Below are 16,227 nucleotides of genomic sequence, written 5' to 3' on the forward strand. Positions count from 1 at the left end.
GATCGCGTTCCTTTCCTGAGCCCGGGGGCCCTTTGGCTACGGCACCTCAGCCAATCTAACCGACTCGCTGCGGTTCAAAATCCCCGTCCCGAGGACCGGACGTTTCGCTCGCCGTGCTGCTGGTGTCGACGCGGGCGGTCGGATCCTGGGCGGGCACCGGGAACGAGGCGGCGTGCACTGTGGCATGCTCTGCGAGAATGCCCGTCTGGTGCCTGATCTTCAATCGGTAGAGCAGCGCCCCGCCGGCAGTTGCGGCGGCGACGAAGAGGACCCCGCCCCACTGCAGGTACCACTCGAAGGGCGGCACCGAGTTGTAGATTTCGGGGCGCGGCCAGATCAGGTTCAGCGTCATGGCACCGCCCCACAGGACCGCAAGGATGTTCACGGGCAGTCCCCACCTACCCATGCTGAAACCGGCCTCGGAGTGGTCGCCGGCGCCCGGCCACTTTTTCAGGAGGCGCTTGCGCAGCATGGGAACCGTGACCAGCAGGTAGGACATGTAGATCAGGACAATGCTGATACTGGACAGGATCGTGAATATCGCCGGCTGCATGACATTGACCAGCAGCGGGATGACGGCCAGGACGCCGATCACGATGGCCGCAACGGTGGGGGTCTTGCGGACCGGGTCCACCTTGCTGAGCTGGCGGCTGAACGGCAGGTTGTTGTCCCGGGCCATGGCAAACATCATGCGGATGGCGGCGGCGTGCACGGCCAGCGTGCAGACCACCACGGCAACCACAATGCACACCAGGAAGGCCTTGCCGAAGGGTCCGCCGAGAACGGAGAGCACGATGTGCTGCAGGCCGCCGTCGGCCGCGCCTATCTTGGGGTCGGTGAGGTCCGGCGCGGCCAGGATGCCGAAGAGCAGGATCAGCCCGCCCAGCAGGAAGGAAGCCGTGACGGCGCGCAGAATGGCCTTGGGGGCGGTGCGCTTCGGGTCCTTCGTTTCCTCGCCGAGGGAGCTGGCGGTGTCGAAGCCGTACATGACGTAGCCTGACGCCATCGCTCCGATGAGGAACACACCGAAGAAGCCGAGGTCGTGGCCCTCGCCGAACCCCGCGGTGTCGAAGAAGACCTCGGGTCCCCGCACCACGTGCCAGCCCAGCGCAAGGATGAGCAGCACGGCCGCGATCAGCTCAACGAACACGCCGATGCTGTTGATCCGGGTCATGAGCTTCACACCGAACGCGTTGATCAGAGTGGAGATGGTGATCATGATGGTGGCCAGGACCACGCCGTTGACGGCGAAGTCAAAGGGTCCGGTGCCGTCGCCGACGATCTGGAATCCGGACCACAGCTGCGGCAGGGTGATCTGCAGGGCAAGCGCCACGGACCCCAGCGCCATGATGGAGGACAGCAGCAGCAGCCAGCCGGCAAGCCAGGCCGAGGTCCCGGAGGCGAGGCGCTTCGCCCAGTTGTAGACCGAGCCTGCCACGGGATAGCGGCCTGCCAGTTCGGCGAAGCACAGCGCTACCATCAGCTGGCCGACGAAAACGATGGGCCAGGACCACGCGTAGGCAGGGCCGGCCATGGAGAAACCAAAGTAGAACAGTTGAAAAACGCCGGTGAGGATGGAGATGTAGCTGACGCCGGCGGCGAAGCTGGCAAACTTGCCGATGCTCCGGTCCAGGGTCTGGGCATAGCCGAACTCGTCCATGCCGCTTGAATCAGTACTCTTGCTGGGTTCCAACATCTGAACTCCTAAGTCAGATAAGCACGATGGTGATGACCCGCGGCCGCCTTTGGACGCGGATAACACTACACGCAGTGGATACTGCACGCAGCTGAAAATCGACGGCCGGCCACTGCGCTGCAGCGCCCGGCCGTCTCCCCCAAAAAGCTGATGCCTAGCCGGCCGTGCCCGCCCCCGTTTCCCCGAGGGCTTCCCCGGGAGCTGAGCCGAACCATCCGCTCGGGGCGGGGGCGATGTTCTGCCAGATGTGCTTGGCTTCGCGGTACTCGGCCAGGCCGGCATGGCCTAGCTCACGGCCGATCCCGGACTTCCCGAAACCGCCCCATTCCGCCTGCGGAACGTACGGGTGGTAGTCGTTGATCCACACCGTTCCGTGCCGGAGAGCGCCCGCGACGCGCTGCGCCTTCGATGCGTCCGACGTCCACACCGCGCCGGCCAGTCCGTACTCAGTGTCGTTTGCGATCGCGACGGCCTCGGCCTCGGTCCGGAACGTCTCCACGGTCAGCACCGGGCCGAACGATTCCTCCTGCAGCACGCTCATCCCCGAGCGGCAGTTGCCGAGCACGGTGGGCGGGTAGAAGAAGCCGTCCGCAAGCGGCCCGTCGTCGGGGATGTAGCCGCCGCACAACAGCTCTGCGCCTTCCGCGATCCCGGCCTGGACGTAGGCGTGGACCTGATCGCGGTGCCTGGCCGAGATGAGCGGCCCTGTCTCGGCGTCGGCGTCAAACGGTCCCCCCATACGGATCTTCTTCGCCTGTTCGACCACCTCGGCCACAAAACGCTCGGCAATCGTCTCCTCGATGACGAGCCGCGCCCCCGCCGAGCAAACCTGGCCGGAGTGCAGGAACACCGCGGTCAGGGCGTTGTCGACGGCGGCGTCCCAGTCCGCGTCCGCAAAGACGACGTTCGGGTTCTTGCCCCCGAGCTCGAAGGCGACGCGCTTCACTGTTTCGGCGGCGGCAGCCATGATCGTTTGTCCCGTGGACAGGCTCCCAGTCAGGGATACGAGGTCGACGCGCGGATCGGAGCTGAGCGGGCCGCCCACCCTCGATCCGGATCCGGTGACCAGATTCGCGACGCCGGCCGGAACGCCCGCCTCTGCGAGGGTTTCCATGAGCAGGATCGAGGTCGACGGCGTGAGCTCGCTTGGCTTGAGCACGAACGAGTTCCCCGCCACGAGTGCCGGCGCCACCTTCCACGCCGCTTGGAGGAGCGGGTAGTTCCACGGCGCAATGAGCGCGCAGACGCCGAGCGGTTCGTACACCACACGGCTGATCGCGTCCGCCCGGCCGGTGTCGATGACACGGCCGGCGTCGAGCCCGGCGACCTTGCCGTAGTACCGGAAGCACGCGGCGATGTCGTCCATGTCGTACTCGGCCTCCACGAGCCGCTTGCCCGTGTCGAGCGCCTCGGCCCGCGCATAGGTGGCCTTGTCCCGCTCAAGGAGCTCCGCAACGCGCAGCATGACAGCGCCGCGCTCCATGTCCGTGAGCCGGCGCCACGGGCCGTCGTCGAACGCGGCCCGGGCACTGCCGATCGCCCGCTCCGCGTCCTCCACCGTCGACGAGGCGACGACCGCCACCTCGCGCCCGTCCGCCGGGCAGCGCACAGTGGTGGTCCCGCCGTCGGACGCCTCTTGCCAGGCGCCGTCAATGTACAGGCCGCGGGCGAGATCCAGTTGAGTATCGATCGTCACGCTCATGCCTTTAGCCCTTCACCGTCACGGCAGCGGCTGCTGCTGGCACGGATCCGCCGCGTTCCAGCGGGCTCACGCCGTGCCGGTAAAACTCGGCGTGCTGGGGAGCGAGCGGCGCCTTGCCGGCGATCAGGTCCGCAGCCTTTTCGGCGAGCATCATCACCGGGGCGTAGATGTTGCCGTTGGTGACGTACGGCATGGCCGAGGCGTCCACAACCCGGAGGCCGCGTGTGCCGTGCACGGTCATGTCCAGCGGGTTCACCACCGCCATGGGATCGGAGTCCGGGCCCATCTTCGCGGTGCAGGACGGGTGCAGCGCCGTCTCGGCGTCGCGGGCAACCCAGTCAAGGATCTCCGCATCCGTCTGCACGCTCCGGCCGGGGGAAAGCTCCCCGCCGTTGAAGGGCCCCATGGCGGACTGGCCGAGGATGTCGCGGGCAACATGGATCGCCTCGACCCATTCGCGGCGGTCCTGCTCAGTGGAGAGATAGTTGAACAGCATAGACGGGTGCACTGTGGGATCGGTCGACTTGATTTTCAGGCTGCCGCGGGCGTCAGAGTACATGGGGCCGATGTGCACCTGGTAGCCGTGCTTGGCGTCGGCCTTCTGGCCGTCGTACCGGACGGCAACCGGGAGGAAGTGGAACATGAGGTTGGGGTAGGCCACGTCCTCGTTCGAGCGGACGAAGCCGCCGCCCTCGAAGTGGTTGGTGGCGGCCGGACCCTTCCGGCCCAGCATCCACTGCAGCCCGATCAGCGGGTAGCGCCACAGGTCCAGGTTGGGCTGCATGGAGACCGGCTGGGTGCAGGCGTGCTGGATGTAGACCTCGAGGTGGTCCTGGAGGTTTTCGCCGACGCCGGGCAGGTTCACCACGGAGTTGATGCCCAGCGAGTTCAGGTGGGCTGCGTTGCCCACGCCGGAGAGCTGCAGCAGCTGCGGGGTGTTGATGGCGCCGCCGGCCAGGATCACTTCACCCGCAGTCACCTGGTGGGTCTTGCCGTTGCGGCGGTAAGTGACGCCGGTGGCCACGTTGCCCTTGAAGTTGACCTTGGTGACGAGCGCACGGGTCAGGACGGTCAGGTTCTTCCGGCCGAATTCAGGCCGCAGGTAGGCGCGGGAAGCGGAGAGCCGCTGGCCCTTGTGGACGTTGCGGTCGAACGCTGCGAAGCCCTCCTGGCGGTAGCCGTTGACGTCGTCGGTCAGGGGGTAGCCGGCTTCCTGGGCGGCGGCGAAGAAGGCCTGGAACAACGGGTTTGTGGCGGGGCCGCGCTCCAGCACCAGCGGGCCGGAGTGTCCGCGCAGTTCATCGTCGGGGTCGGCGGCCAGCGCGTTTTCCATCCGGTTGAAGTACGGGAGGCAGTGTGCGAAGTCCCATGTTTCCATCCCGGCGTCGGCGCCCCAGCGCTCGTAGTCGAGCGGGTTTCCGCGCTGGAAGATCATGCCGTTGATGGAGCTCGAGCCGCCCAGGACCTTGCCGCGGGCGTGCGCCACGCGCCGGCCGCCCATGTGGGGCTCGGGATCGGACTCGTAGCGCCAGTCATAGAACGGGTTGCCGCTGGGGAAGGTCAGTGCGGCGGGCATCTGGATGAAAAGGTCCCAGGGGTAGTCGCTCCGTCCGGCCTCAAGAACCAGGACGCTGCTCTGGCCTCCGTCGCTCAGGCGGTTGGCGAGCACGGAACCCGCGCTTCCGCCGCCGACGATGACGTAGTCGTAATTGGTCTGTGTCATGCAAAATCTCCTTCTACCTGGTGCAGATCAACCGCCGGGGCGGGTTGTCCTTCATCCGGAAGCTGGCGATACACCTGGTGCCCCGGAAAGTTGTGGAATCCCCTACGTGCTTGGTGCAGCGCGGACCGGGGAATGGGTCAGTTATTGAGTGGTCCTTAACCCGGCGTGGGGGTTGACGAGATGGTCAGGGAGTCGCGGTGAGGGGAGTTTTCCCTGGTCCGGAAACCGAAAGTCTGGCCTGAACCGGAAGCCGCCGATGAAACGCCTTTATTTCCGCGGGACCCCGTTTGTGTGGTGTAGGTCATACACATGCAGAGTAGTCCACCTTGAACAAGTGTTCAAGGTTAAAACTGAACTGATGTTCAAGAAATTTTGAACGCAGTCCGCCGGAGGCAGAGCCGTGCTTGTTTCAGCCGTACTTGTTTTGGCTAGGGCCTGTATCCGCTACGCGGCGAAGGCGATCTGCTCCGTCCGGGCGATGCTCCTCCGGATGGATGCCTCATCCACGCCCAGGAGCGCCGTGAGCCACATCCCGTTTTGCACGACAACGATGTCAGCCGCCCGCTCCCTGCATTCCTCGCCGGAAAGCTCGGGTTTGGCATTCCCTATCAGCGCCGCGAGTCCATCGAGATACCGCTCAAAAGCTGCCGCATTTATCAGGGCAAAGTCTTCATGGGCCTGCGCGAGCGCCCAAAGATGGAGGCGCAGGGAGAGGTGCTGTGTGGTCAGCAATTCCGGGTCCGCAACACGCCGGAGGGCTTTCTGGAGCTGTTCGTCCGGGGCCGATGCCGGGTCGGGCGCAACGAGCTTAAGGTCGCGCTCGTCAATCCGGTGCAAGGCCGCACGGATCAAGCTCGACTTGTCCTCGTAGTAGTAATTCACCAGCCCCAGCGCGACGCCGGCTTCCCGGGCCACAGCGCGCATATTCACACCTGAGATGCCGTGGCGTGACAGCAGGCCCAGCGCCGCTTCGAGAATGCGTTCCTGACGGTCAACCTGTTCGCCGGAGTTCACGGTGCTTGTATCCACTTGGCCAGAATATGGCGAAACCCGTTATGGTGCATCCGCTGTCCGGGCGATGGTCGAATTCCGGTCAGGGGCGCGGGGCTGCCTTGAATGTAACACGGGCGTCCAGGCCCGGTGTGCCGGGCCTGGACGCAAGGGACGCCGCCGCGCCGCTGGCCTCGGCGAGCTGCTGGACGATGGCCAGGCCAAGGCCACTGCCCTCGGACGTCGACTGGCCGCGCCAAAAGCGGTTGAAGGCCCGGTGCCGGTCCTCCTCGGAAAGCCCGGGACCGTCGTCGAGCACGTGGAGCTCATAGCCGGCGGAGGCACCGTCCGGGCGGACCACAAGGCGGATCTCCGAGTCCGGCGGCGCCACGGCCAGGGCGTTGTCGATGAGGTTGTCGATGATCTGTTCCGCCGCGCCCGGCATGGCCACCACCCTCGCCTCCGGAACCGCGTCCAGCACTGTCCGAACTCCGTTTTCCTCGGCCAGCGCCTCCCACTGCTCCACGCGGTTCCGGGCGATCTCGCTGAGGTCCACATCCTCCCGGTCAACGTGGCGGCTGTCGGCCCGGCTCAGGAGGAGCAGGCCGTCGATGATGCGCTGCAGCCGGTACGTCTCCTCCAGTGAGTCGGCCACCATGACGCGCGCGCCGTCGGGATCGTTTCCGACGGCGTCCACCGCATTCTCCAGCCGCAGCCGCAGTCCCGTCAGCGGGGTGCGCAGCTGGTGGGATGCGTCGCTGGCAAATCCCCGCTGCTGCTGCAGCAGGTGCTCCAGCCGGTCCGCCATCTGGTTGAAGGAACGAGCCAGGGTGCGCAGCTCCGGCGGGCCCTGCTCCTCCTCGGTGCGGGTGGCGAGGTTTCCTTCCGCCAGCAGTTCGGTGGCCTTCTGCAGCCGCTTGATCCGCCTGGTCACGGCGCCGGCCATCAGGTAGGCCAGCAGCCCGGCAAGCAGCACGGTGGTGCCCGCTACCGCCCACATCACCCTCAGCTGGCCGGACACGCGGTCGTCCACCACGGAGGCCGGGTAGGTCAGGCGCACCGCACCGGTGATGTTCTCGCCGCTGAGGACGGGAACCGTGACGTACACGAGATCGATTCCCAGGGTGTCGGAGTGCCGCTTGCCCGAGGTGATCTGGCCGGCGAGGGCGGCGGCAATTTCTGGGCGCGAAAGGTAAGAGGACCCGGTGGACGACTGGTCGTCGTCGGACGTTGCCACCGCTGTACCGGCGCGGTCCACCACCACCACGCGGGCGCCGCTGGCACGGCCGTAATCGCGGACGGCCGTGGCCACCGTCCCGGGTTCCGGACCGCCCGTTTCGAGCAGCTGCCGTGCCCGCCCGCTGAGCAGGAAGGCGTCGCGTTCAAGGGAGGTGGCCAGCCGGTCGCGTTCCACCCGCACGAGGTAGCTGCCCAGCGGAATGTCCTGCACCAGCACCACCAGGAGCGTGATGGCCATGAACGCGCCAATCAGCCGCCACCTCATCCGGGCACATCCAGCCTGAATCCGACGCCGCGCACCGCCTCGATCCAGCGGGGGTTGCCAAGCTTCTTCCGGATCGCGGCCACGTGCGCGTCCAGGGTCTTGGTGGTTCCGTACCAGGTGCCGTCCCACACTGCGCGCAGAATGTCGCTGCGCTGGCACACGGCGCCGGGGTCCTCCGCCAGGTAGTACAGGAGCTCGAACTCCTTGGCGGTGAGGTGGATTTCGGTTCCGTCCACCACGACCCTGCGCGAGCGCTGGTCGATGCTGAGCGTGCCGATCACGCGGGTGCCGTCGGCCGGCGGAGCGGTCTCTGACTGCTGGTCGGCCGTGCGGCGGGCCACGGCCCGAATCCGCGCGATGAGTTCCCGCATTCCGAACGGCTTCACGAGGTAGTCGTCTGCCCCCAACTCCAGGGCCAGCACGCGGTCGATCTCTTCGTCGCGGGCACTGACAACGATGATCGGCGTCATGGTCAGGGACCGGATGGACCGGCAGACGTCCGTGCCGTCCATGTCCGGCAGCCCCAAGTCAAGGAGCACGAAGTCAGGGCTGGAGGAGCGGACCTCGGCGAGCGCCCCTGCCCCGTCGGCGACATGCCGGGCCTGGAAACCGGCCCTGGTGAGGCCTTCCAGCACACCGGCGGCCACCGATTCGTCGTCTTCAACCACCAGGATCTGCATGTCCGATTATCTTCCGGCCGGAACGGTACCGCGGCGGATAGCCACGGCTTGAACAGCCTACTTCTCCGAGCTTTAACAATTCTTGGGCCGTCGAGGGCCCCAACCACCCCCTCCGTCCCCAAACCCTCCCTCAGACCCTGCACCCCAAACACCGACCCTTCCGCAGATCCTGCAGGAAAACCCGACCCCTTCCGCACCGAGTGCGGGAGCGTTGGCCGGAACCGGACGGAAACTGAAGGAGCGTTCACGCTCAATCCCTGTTGTAGTGTCTCTTGACACCGACGGACAAGCTCGGCTCTACTATTACGTATGCTGAAATAACAGTTCCATGATGCGGAACTCGGCACTCCCTGACGAGGGATGTCGATCGCCGGGAGAGGACCCGGACCTCCGCATAGCCGTCACCATGGATGCCAGCATCTGCTTGAGGATCACAACGTGAAGCTTGCCGAATTCAATGCCGCGGACAGGGACACTGCCAGCGCAGTCCTGCGCCCCTGCATCGACGTCCCGCGCTGGGTGGACCAGATTGCCGAGGCGCGCCCGTTCGCCTCTCTCCGCGATCTCCTTGACGGAGCCCGGGCTGCCGCCGCACCGTTCACCCCGGATGAGGTGGAAGGTGCCATGGCACACCACCCGCGGATCGGCGAACGCCCCGCCGCGCAGACCACCGAGGCCGCCATGTCCCGGTCCGAGCAGGCAGGCGTGGATCCGGCGGACACGGAGGTGGCCGACGCCCTGGCGCGCGGCAACCGTGCGTACGAGGAAAAGTTCGGCCGGGTCTTCCTGATCCGCGCCGCCGGCCGCACCGCCCCCGAAATCCTGGCAGCGCTGAACGAGCGCCTGGCCAATACCCCGTCGCAGGAAGACGTCATTGTTGCGCAGCAGCTGCGGGAAATTGCCCTGCTGCGCCTGGAAGGAGTGATCAGCGAATGAGCGTTTCCCACGTGACAACCCACGTTCTGGACACGGGCGCCGGACGCCCGGCGGCGGGTATCGCCGTCGTGCTTTACGCGAACGACGGCGGAAGCTGGACAGAGCTGGGCAGCGGCACCACCGATGCGGACGGCCGCGCGAAGGACCTGGGACCGGAGGTCCTTGCCCCCGGGAACTACCGGCTCAACTTCGCCACCGGCGACTACTACGCCCAGCAGGGCGGCACGACGTTCTTCCCGGAGGTGGACCTGGTCTTCGAGGTCACCGGCACCGAGCACTACCATGTGCCGCTGCTGCTGAGCCCGTTCGCCTACTCCACCTACCGCGGCAGCTGAGAGGAGACAGCATGCGGCTGATGCGCATTGGCCCGGCGGGCCAGGAGGTTCCGGTGGCCGTCGACGACGACGGCCAGGCCTACGACCTGCGGCCGGTCACCCGGGACATTGACGGGCACTTCCTGCAGACCTGGACCGGACAGGTGCCGGACCTGGACCTGACCGGCCTCCCCCGGGTGACCGTCGACGGCAAACGGGTCGGCGCACCCATCGCCAGGCCCGGCGCCGTGATCGGTGTGGGACTGAATTACGCCGCGCACGCCGCAGAATCCGGCCTGCCCGTACCGGAGCGCCCCATCATCTTCTTCAAGCACCCCAACACCGTGGTGGGCCCCGACGACGACGTCGTCATCCCGCCAGGGGCGCAGCGGGTGGACTGGGAGGTGGAGCTGGGCGTGGTCATCGGCCGTCGTGCCAGCTACCTGGCATCCGACGCCGAGGCGGCCGACTGCATCGCCGGCTACGTCCTGTCCAACGACGTCTCCGAGCGCGAGTACCAGCTGGAGCACTCGGGGCCGCAGTGGTCCCTCGGCAAGTCCTGCCCCACCTTCAACCCGGTGGGGCCATGGCTGGTGCCCGCCGCCGCGGTGCAGGCAGACGGTATCCGCCTCGCTTCCTGGGTCAACGACGAGGTCCGGCAGGACAGCTCGACGGCGGACATGGTCTTCGGACCGGCCGAACTGGTCCGCCGGCTCTCGCAGTACATGGTGCTCGAACCCGGCGACCTCATCACCACCGGCACCCCGGAGGGCGTGGCACTGTCCGGCCGCTTCCCGTACCTGAAAGCCGGGGACGTCATGCGGATGTCCGGCGGGGACCTCCTGGGCGAACAGCACCAGCGGCTGGTGCCGGCGGGACCGCAGGCCTGAACCCGCTGGGGCAGGCCGGCAGCTTGGATGACAGTAGGCTAGATGGCATGTCTTCCGACCAGCCCACCCCTGAACGGCGCGAAATTCCCGAACGGCGCGAGATCACCGTCCGGCGCGCCCCCAAGTATGTTCCCTTCCTGATCCTGGGCGGGCTGGTGGGGTTCGCCGCGGCGGCGGTCATTGCGTACGCCCTGCCCGGCGATGCCAGCTACGACCGCGGCGCCGTGTACGGCTTCTTCATGGTGCCGTGCGCCGCGGCCGGTGTGATTCTCGGCGCAGTTGGCGCCCTGGTGCTGGACCGGGCCAGCGTGCGCCGCGCCCGCCGCGGCGTCGTCGAAGCCGTGCCCGAAGCGGAACTTTCTGCCGAAGGCACGGCGCCAGCCACAGAACCGGGCACGGCGCCAGGCACCGAACCCGGCACTGCCCCGGAGCGGACCACGGACGACGGCGAGCCCGGCCAGCGGTCATAATCCGGCGGCCGGAATTTCCTTACCCCATGACGTGAGATAATCGACCAGTGGCACGCGGCGATGGAAAACTTTCTCATGATCTTCTCCCTGGCGAAAAAGGCCCGATGGACGCTTGCGGCGTCTTTGGGGTCTGGGCACCAGGTGAAGAAGTAGCAAAACTCACCTACTACGGGCTGTACGCACTGCAGCACCGCGGTCAGGAGTCGGCTGGTATAGCTACCAGCGACGGCAAGCGGATCAACGTCTACAAGGACATGGGCCTCGTGTCCCAGGTCTTCGACGAGACCACGCTTAACACCCTGACCGGGCATCTGGCCGTCGGCCACTGCCGCTACTCCACCACCGGAGCCAGCCACTGGGCCAACGCGCAGCCCACGCTGGGCGCTACCGCCACCGGCACGGTGGCCCTGGCCCACAACGGCAACCTCACCAACACGGCCGAACTCAACGCCATGATCCTTGAGCGCAACGGCGGCCAGCTCAGCGGCGAAATGAAGCAGGGCAACACCTCCGACACCGCCCTGGTGACGGCGCTGCTGGAAGGCGAAGAGGGCAAGTCCCTCGAGCAGACCGCCCTCGAACTGCTTCCCAAGATCCGCGGCGGCTTCTGCTTCGTCTTCATGGACGAAGGCACGCTTTACGCAGCCCGCGACACCTTCGGCATCCGCCCGCTTTGCCTGGGCCGGCTGGAGCGCGGCTGGGTGGTCGCTTCCGAGCAGTCCGCCCTCGCCACTGTTGGCGCCAGCTTCATCCGGGAGATCGAGCCCGGCGAGTTCATCGCCATCGACGAGCAGGGCGTGCGGTCCAGCCGCTTCGCGGACCCGACGCCGGCCGGCTGCGTTTTCGAATACGTCTACCTCGCGCGTCCCGACGCCGCCATCGCCGGACGCTCCGTCTACGAATCCCGCGTGGAGATGGGCCGCCAGCTGGCACGCGAGAACACCCAGACCGCTGACATCGTCATCCCGGTCCCCGAGTCCGGCACCCCCGCGGCCGTGGGCTACGCCGAGGAATCCGGCATCCCGTTCGCGCACGGCTTCGTCAAGAACTCCTACGTGGGCCGCACATTCATCCAGCCGTCGCAGACGCTGCGCCAGCTGGGCATCCGGCTGAAGCTCAACGCCCTGGAGTCCGTGATCCGCGGTAAGCGTGTGGTGGTGGTGGATGACTCGATCGTCCGCGGCAACACCCAGCGCGCCATCGTCCGGATGCTCCGCGAAGCCGGCGCCGCCGCCGTCCACGTCAAGATTTCCTCCCCGCCGGTCCAGTGGCCCTGCTTCTACGGCATCGATTTCGCCTCCCGGGCAGAGCTCATCGCCAACGGCGCCACCATCGAGGAGATCTCCCAGGCCATCGGCGCCGATTCGCTGGCGTACATTTCCGAAGACGGCATGATCGGCGCCACCCAGCAGCCCCGCGAACGGCTCTGCACGGCATGCTTCACGGGCAAGTACCCCATCGAGCTGCCCGGCGCCGACAAGCTCGGCAAGAACCTCCTGGAGCGCACGGACCTTGGCGGCCTGCCTGCCTCGTCCGGCGCCGCTCCCGCCGGTTCGGCAGCGAACGCTGCCGCCGACGCCGCCATCGAACCGGCTGCCGCCACCCCCGGCAACCCGGACAACATCCCGGTGACCGAGGACCCCGCGGAAAAGCCGGGCGCCACGGGCTGTGACCCGGGACCGGATTCCGAACTCGAGAACCTGCTGACCGACGCCGACCGCGTGCCCGATCTCCACCACGACGCTGCGACCGTCGGCGCTGACAAGAAAGAGTCCCTATGACTTCCGCTTCCTCCACTGCTGACATGAATGCTGCCCAGAACAACACCGGCATCACCTACGCGGCCGCCGGTGTGGACGTCGAGGCCGGCGACCGCGCCGTCGAGCTCATGAAGGACGCCGTCAAGGCGACCCACAACGCATCGGTGATTGGCGGTGTCGGCGGTTTCGCAGGCCTGTACGACGTCTCCAAGCTCCTCACCTACAAGAGGCCCCTGCTCGCCACGTCCACGGACGGTGTAGGCACCAAGGTGGCCATCGCCCAGGCCATGGACATCCACGACACCATCGGCTACGACCTCGTGGGCATGGTGGTTGACGACATCGTGGTGGTAGGCGCCGAGCCGCTGTACATGACCGACTACATCGCCTGCGGCAAGGTGGTTCCGGAGCGCATCGCGGACATCGTCCGCGGCATCGCTGCCGCCTGCTCCGTGGCCGGCACCGCGCTGGTGGGCGGCGAAACCGCCGAACACCCCGGCCTGCTGGGCGAACACGAGTACGACGTCGCCGGCGCCGCCACCGGCGTTGTCGAAGCCGACGCACTGCTCGGACCGGACCGCGTCCGGGCCGGCGACGTGGTGATCGGCATGGCGTCCTCCGGCCTGCACTCCAACGGCTACTCGCTGGTCCGGCGCGTCATCAACCACGCCGGCTGGGCCCTGGACCGCCAGGTGTCCGAACTCGGCCGCACGCTGGGCGAGGAACTGCTCGAACCCACCCGCGTCTACGCCGCCGACTGCCTGGACCTCACGCGGGCCTTCCCCGTCACCGCGGACAAGGCTGTGCACGGCTTCAGCCACGTCACCGGCGGTGGCCTGGCCGCCAACCTGGCCCGCGTGCTGCCGCAGGGCCTCGTGGCCACCGTTGACCGCTCCACCTGGGAGCTGCCCGCCATCTTCAAGCTCGTCTCGGAGCTGGGCCGCGTCCCGCTGCCCGACCTGGAGCGCACGCTGAACCTCGGCGTCGGCATGGTGGCCGTGGTCTCCGCCGAAGCTGCGGACGCCGCCGTGGCCCGCCTGAACGAGCGCGGCCTGCCGTCCTGGATCATGGGTGCCGTCAGCACCGATTCCGACGCCGTGGTCAGGACCGGGCCGGACTACGTGCAGGGCGCCAAGGGTGTGGACGGCGGCGCGGTCCAGCTGGTCAACGCCTACGCGTAACCAAAACCCTGACGGCTAGACCTGCAGGACGCTGAACACGCCGCCCTGGGGGTCCTTCAGGGTGGCGATGGTGCCGCCGTCGTCGTCGAACTCCGGCTCCACCAGCACCTCGGCTCCGGCAGAGACGGCGGACAGCACCGCTTCCTTAACGCTGGAGACACCGAAGTAGACCTGCCAGCCGCGGCTGCCGTCTTCGCCGTCCCCGTCCTCCTCCGGAGCAGGTGCGACGCCCGCCACCTCCGCCCCGTTCACCATCAGCGTGGTGTAGGTTCCGCCGTCGTCCTGGGGGTATTCGGTCACCTCGTGCCCGAACAGCTGCTGGAAGAATCCGACGGCGGCCTGCGGCTCAGGCGTGATCAGTTCGGCCCAGGCGAACGCGCCGGGCTCGTTGTGCCGCCCGCTGCCCAGATGGGTACCGGCCTGCCAGATGCCGGTGGCGCCGCCGCCCGGCGGCTCCACGAACACCATGGTTCCGGTGTCCCCGATGTCCTCCGGCCCAAACTGCACCGTGCCGCCCGCGTGGTCAGCTTCCTCCGCGGTGGACCGGGCGTCATCGGTGGCGAAGTAGACGTTCCACTGCGCGGGCCGCTCTGAACCACCGTGCTGCGGCTGCGGTGCCACCGTCGCGACGAGGTCGTCATCCAGGAAGGCCTTCGCGTAGCTGCGGCCGTCCGGAGTCGGCAGGTCCTCGTAGCGCCACCCGAACACGGCGGCGTAGAAGGCCTTGGCGGCAGCCACGTCGGGCGTTTGGACGTCCGCCCAGCAGAGCTCTCCGAGGCTGTACCCGCTGCGCTGAACCATGCGTCCGTACCTTTCGTTGGCTGAGTTCCCTCCAGCCTAGTTCCCATGGGGTACAAAAAGGCCCGTTTGGGCACACCAAAGACTGGCGTGCCCAAACGGGCCTGATAGCTGTAGCGGCACCGGACTTTCCCCTGCGGCCAAGTCTCTGGCTATGACCGGATTTCCGGGTAAAGCAGGGAAACGGGCAACCCGAATGCGGGAAATACCCAGGAGGTGCACGACGGCGGCGTTCAGCCAATTGCCTTGCGGCAGTTCAGCAGGAACGACTAACCGATACGACGGCTGTCTACCTCGTCGTCGTCTTCATCCAAATCATCCGCGTACTTATCCACGTAGGCTGAATAGTCCGGCTCGACCGGGTCATTCGCGAAATGGCTCGTGGCACGACTTCCCGGACCCGTGAGCTCGCGCTGTAGGGCCGAATAATCGGTGTTCGGGGAGTAGTACTTGATGTCCCGAGCCTGCTTGGTAGCTTTTGCCTTTTGACGGCCGCGCCCCATGGCGTGACCCCCTTTTGTACTTGGACCGGAGGTGGTCACCTTTGGCGATCGGTGAGGCCCCGGAATGTTTGGTCAATTTGTCGTACCCCTAGATTACATGCTTTCGGCGGCATCTGCTTGCCACGCAGGCCGCCGGAGGCCGCCGCAGCCCGCTTCTCCGCGGCAATCCGGGGCTCGCAGAAATTTTTTGTTCGATAGAGTCTCCTGAACGACTGAATTAAGCGGGCATGGGAATCCGGTAACGGGCCGCCAGGGCCACACCGCGGAAACGCATTTATACCGGATCCCCACGCCGAGCGAACGCCAGGAAGGGGTGCCGCCCAATATGAATGACAACGATCCTAGCCACGACCGGGAACGCGGGCCGGTCCGCTCCGTCGCCGTGCAGCCCGAGCCGGCTGACGCCAAACCAGCCGGCCGCGAACCGGCGGAGCCCAAAGCAGCAGGGCCAGAATCAGCCGAGCCGAAACAAGCCCAACCCTGGGCTGCCCAGATCAAAAGCTTGCCCGGGTCGATCCGTTCCCGGCTCGCGCAGACCGAGGTCCGGCAAACCCTGCTCAAGGCCGGTTTTGTCGCTGCGCTGCTTGTGGTGGGTGGCCTGCTCGTGTGGCTCCTGACGTCACTCCTCGCCAGTGCCACCATGCAGGCAGCCAACCGGCCCGAGGCAGCGGCGGCGAAGCCCTCCCCCGCCCCGCCGGCGGCGTCGCCCCGGCCCAGCCTGCCCTTGGCCAACGTGAGCCCGCTGGACTTCCGGGCAGGCGACTGCTTCAAGGACTTCGACCCCGAGGCATCCAAATCCACCGTGGTTGCGTGCACCTCAGACCACTCCGCCCAGCTGGTCGCGGTCACGCATTACGCCGACGGTGACGCGTACCCGGGCCGGGACGCCCTGAAGACCAGGGCCAGGGAGACGTGCCAGACGGCGACCCTGACGGAGAAGTCCAATGCCTACAACCTGAACTACCGCCTCGCCTACCCGAGCACGGCCAGCTGGGCCAAGGGCGACCGCCGCGTGGACTGCTACGTCACCGCGTCAGGCAACATCATCAAGGCAAGCCTGCTCCCGTAGCCCTGGTCCCT

15 protein-coding genes are annotated in these 16,227 nt (G+C 67.1%); 7 read left to right on the forward strand and 8 right to left on the reverse strand.

Annotation, left to right across the window (positions count from 1 at the left end; genetic code table 11):
- Positions 1-55 precede the first annotated feature (55 nt).
- The 6 genes from QFZ23_RS22255 to QFZ23_RS22280 all read right to left on the reverse strand — a co-directional run bounded on the left by QFZ23_RS22255 (position 56) and on the right by QFZ23_RS22280 (position 8,295).
- The gene (locus QFZ23_RS22255) at positions 56-1,696 is read right to left on the reverse strand and encodes an APC family permease (RefSeq protein ID WP_306926310.1); all 1,641 of its coding nucleotides are present in this window, start codon (positions 1,694-1,696) and stop codon (positions 56-58) included.
- Between the two features lie 154 nt (positions 1,697-1,850).
- Positions 1,851-3,398 (reverse strand): aldehyde dehydrogenase family protein, encoded by a 1,548-nt coding sequence (locus QFZ23_RS22260; protein WP_306926312.1) that lies wholly within the window; start codon positions 3,396-3,398, stop codon positions 1,851-1,853.
- 4 nt (positions 3,399-3,402) lie between these two features.
- Positions 3,403-5,121 carry a choline dehydrogenase gene (gene betA / locus QFZ23_RS22265; protein WP_306926313.1) on the reverse strand — a complete coding sequence of 573 codons (1,719 nt, stop codon included), beginning with the start codon at positions 5,119-5,121 and terminating at the stop codon, positions 3,403-3,405.
- 444 nt (positions 5,122-5,565) lie between these two features.
- On the reverse strand, positions 5,566-6,150 hold the full coding sequence (locus QFZ23_RS22270) for a TetR/AcrR family transcriptional regulator (RefSeq protein WP_306926315.1): 585 nt from the start codon (positions 6,148-6,150) through the stop codon (positions 5,566-5,568).
- Positions 6,151-6,214: 64 nt separating this feature from the next.
- Positions 6,215-7,615 (reverse strand): sensor histidine kinase, encoded by a 1,401-nt coding sequence (locus QFZ23_RS22275; protein ID WP_306926317.1) that lies wholly within the window; start codon positions 7,613-7,615, stop codon positions 6,215-6,217.
- Positions 7,612-8,295: a response regulator transcription factor gene (locus QFZ23_RS22280; RefSeq protein ID WP_306926319.1), complete on the reverse strand. Its 684-nt coding sequence runs from the start codon at positions 8,293-8,295 to the stop codon at positions 7,612-7,614. The genes QFZ23_RS22275 and QFZ23_RS22280 overlap by 4 nt, the downstream gene beginning before the upstream one ends.
- Positions 8,296-8,733: 438 nt before the next feature.
- Here QFZ23_RS22280 and uraD point away from each other — a divergent pair, with 438 nt between their 5' ends.
- The 6 genes from uraD to purM are packed head-to-tail and all read left to right on the forward strand — an operon-like array spanning position 8,734 to position 13,846.
- Positions 8,734-9,231, forward strand: a complete 498-nt coding sequence (uraD, locus tag QFZ23_RS22285; RefSeq protein WP_306926320.1) for a 2-oxo-4-hydroxy-4-carboxy-5-ureidoimidazoline decarboxylase — start codon at positions 8,734-8,736, stop codon at positions 9,229-9,231.
- Positions 9,228-9,566: a hydroxyisourate hydrolase gene (gene uraH, locus QFZ23_RS22290; protein ID WP_003803028.1), complete on the forward strand. Its 339-nt coding sequence runs from the start codon at positions 9,228-9,230 to the stop codon at positions 9,564-9,566. The genes uraD and uraH overlap by 4 nt, the downstream gene beginning before the upstream one ends.
- An 11-nt stretch (positions 9,567-9,577) precedes the next feature.
- Positions 9,578-10,435, forward strand: a complete 858-nt coding sequence (locus QFZ23_RS22295; RefSeq protein WP_306926322.1) for a fumarylacetoacetate hydrolase family protein — start codon at positions 9,578-9,580, stop codon at positions 10,433-10,435.
- Between the two features lie 47 nt (positions 10,436-10,482).
- Entirely contained in the window at positions 10,483-10,905 is a 423-nt protein-coding gene (locus QFZ23_RS22300) for a hypothetical protein (protein WP_306926324.1), read from the forward strand.
- A 47-nt stretch (positions 10,906-10,952) separates the two neighbouring features.
- A complete protein-coding gene (gene purF / locus QFZ23_RS22305) occupies positions 10,953-12,686 on the forward strand; it encodes an amidophosphoribosyltransferase (RefSeq protein WP_306926326.1) in 1,734 nt (577 codons plus the stop codon).
- Positions 12,683-13,846 (forward strand): phosphoribosylformylglycinamidine cyclo-ligase, encoded by a 1,164-nt coding sequence (gene purM, locus QFZ23_RS22310; protein ID WP_306926328.1) that lies wholly within the window; start codon positions 12,683-12,685, stop codon positions 13,844-13,846. The genes purF and purM overlap by 4 nt, the downstream gene beginning before the upstream one ends.
- Before the next feature lie 15 nt (positions 13,847-13,861).
- On the opposite strand, the gene QFZ23_RS22315 is transcribed toward purM, so the two are convergent.
- A complete protein-coding gene (locus QFZ23_RS22315; protein WP_306926330.1) occupies positions 13,862-14,647 on the reverse strand; it encodes a VOC family protein in 786 nt (261 codons plus the stop codon).
- A gap of 266 nt (positions 14,648-14,913) precedes the next feature.
- On the reverse strand, positions 14,914-15,147 hold the full coding sequence (locus tag QFZ23_RS22320; RefSeq protein ID WP_306926331.1) for a DUF3073 domain-containing protein: 234 nt from the start codon (positions 15,145-15,147) through the stop codon (positions 14,914-14,916).
- A gap of 325 nt (positions 15,148-15,472) precedes the next feature.
- Between QFZ23_RS22320 and QFZ23_RS22325 the strand changes: the two genes are divergently transcribed.
- The gene (locus tag QFZ23_RS22325) at positions 15,473-16,216 is read left to right on the forward strand and encodes a septum formation family protein (RefSeq protein ID WP_306926333.1); all 744 of its coding nucleotides are present in this window, start codon (positions 15,473-15,475) and stop codon (positions 16,214-16,216) included.
- The last annotated feature ends 11 nt before the right edge of the window (positions 16,217-16,227 follow it).

Source organism: Arthrobacter globiformis (assembly GCF_030818015.1).
Lineage (GTDB): Bacteria > Actinomycetota > Actinomycetes > Actinomycetales > Micrococcaceae > Arthrobacter > Arthrobacter globiformis_C.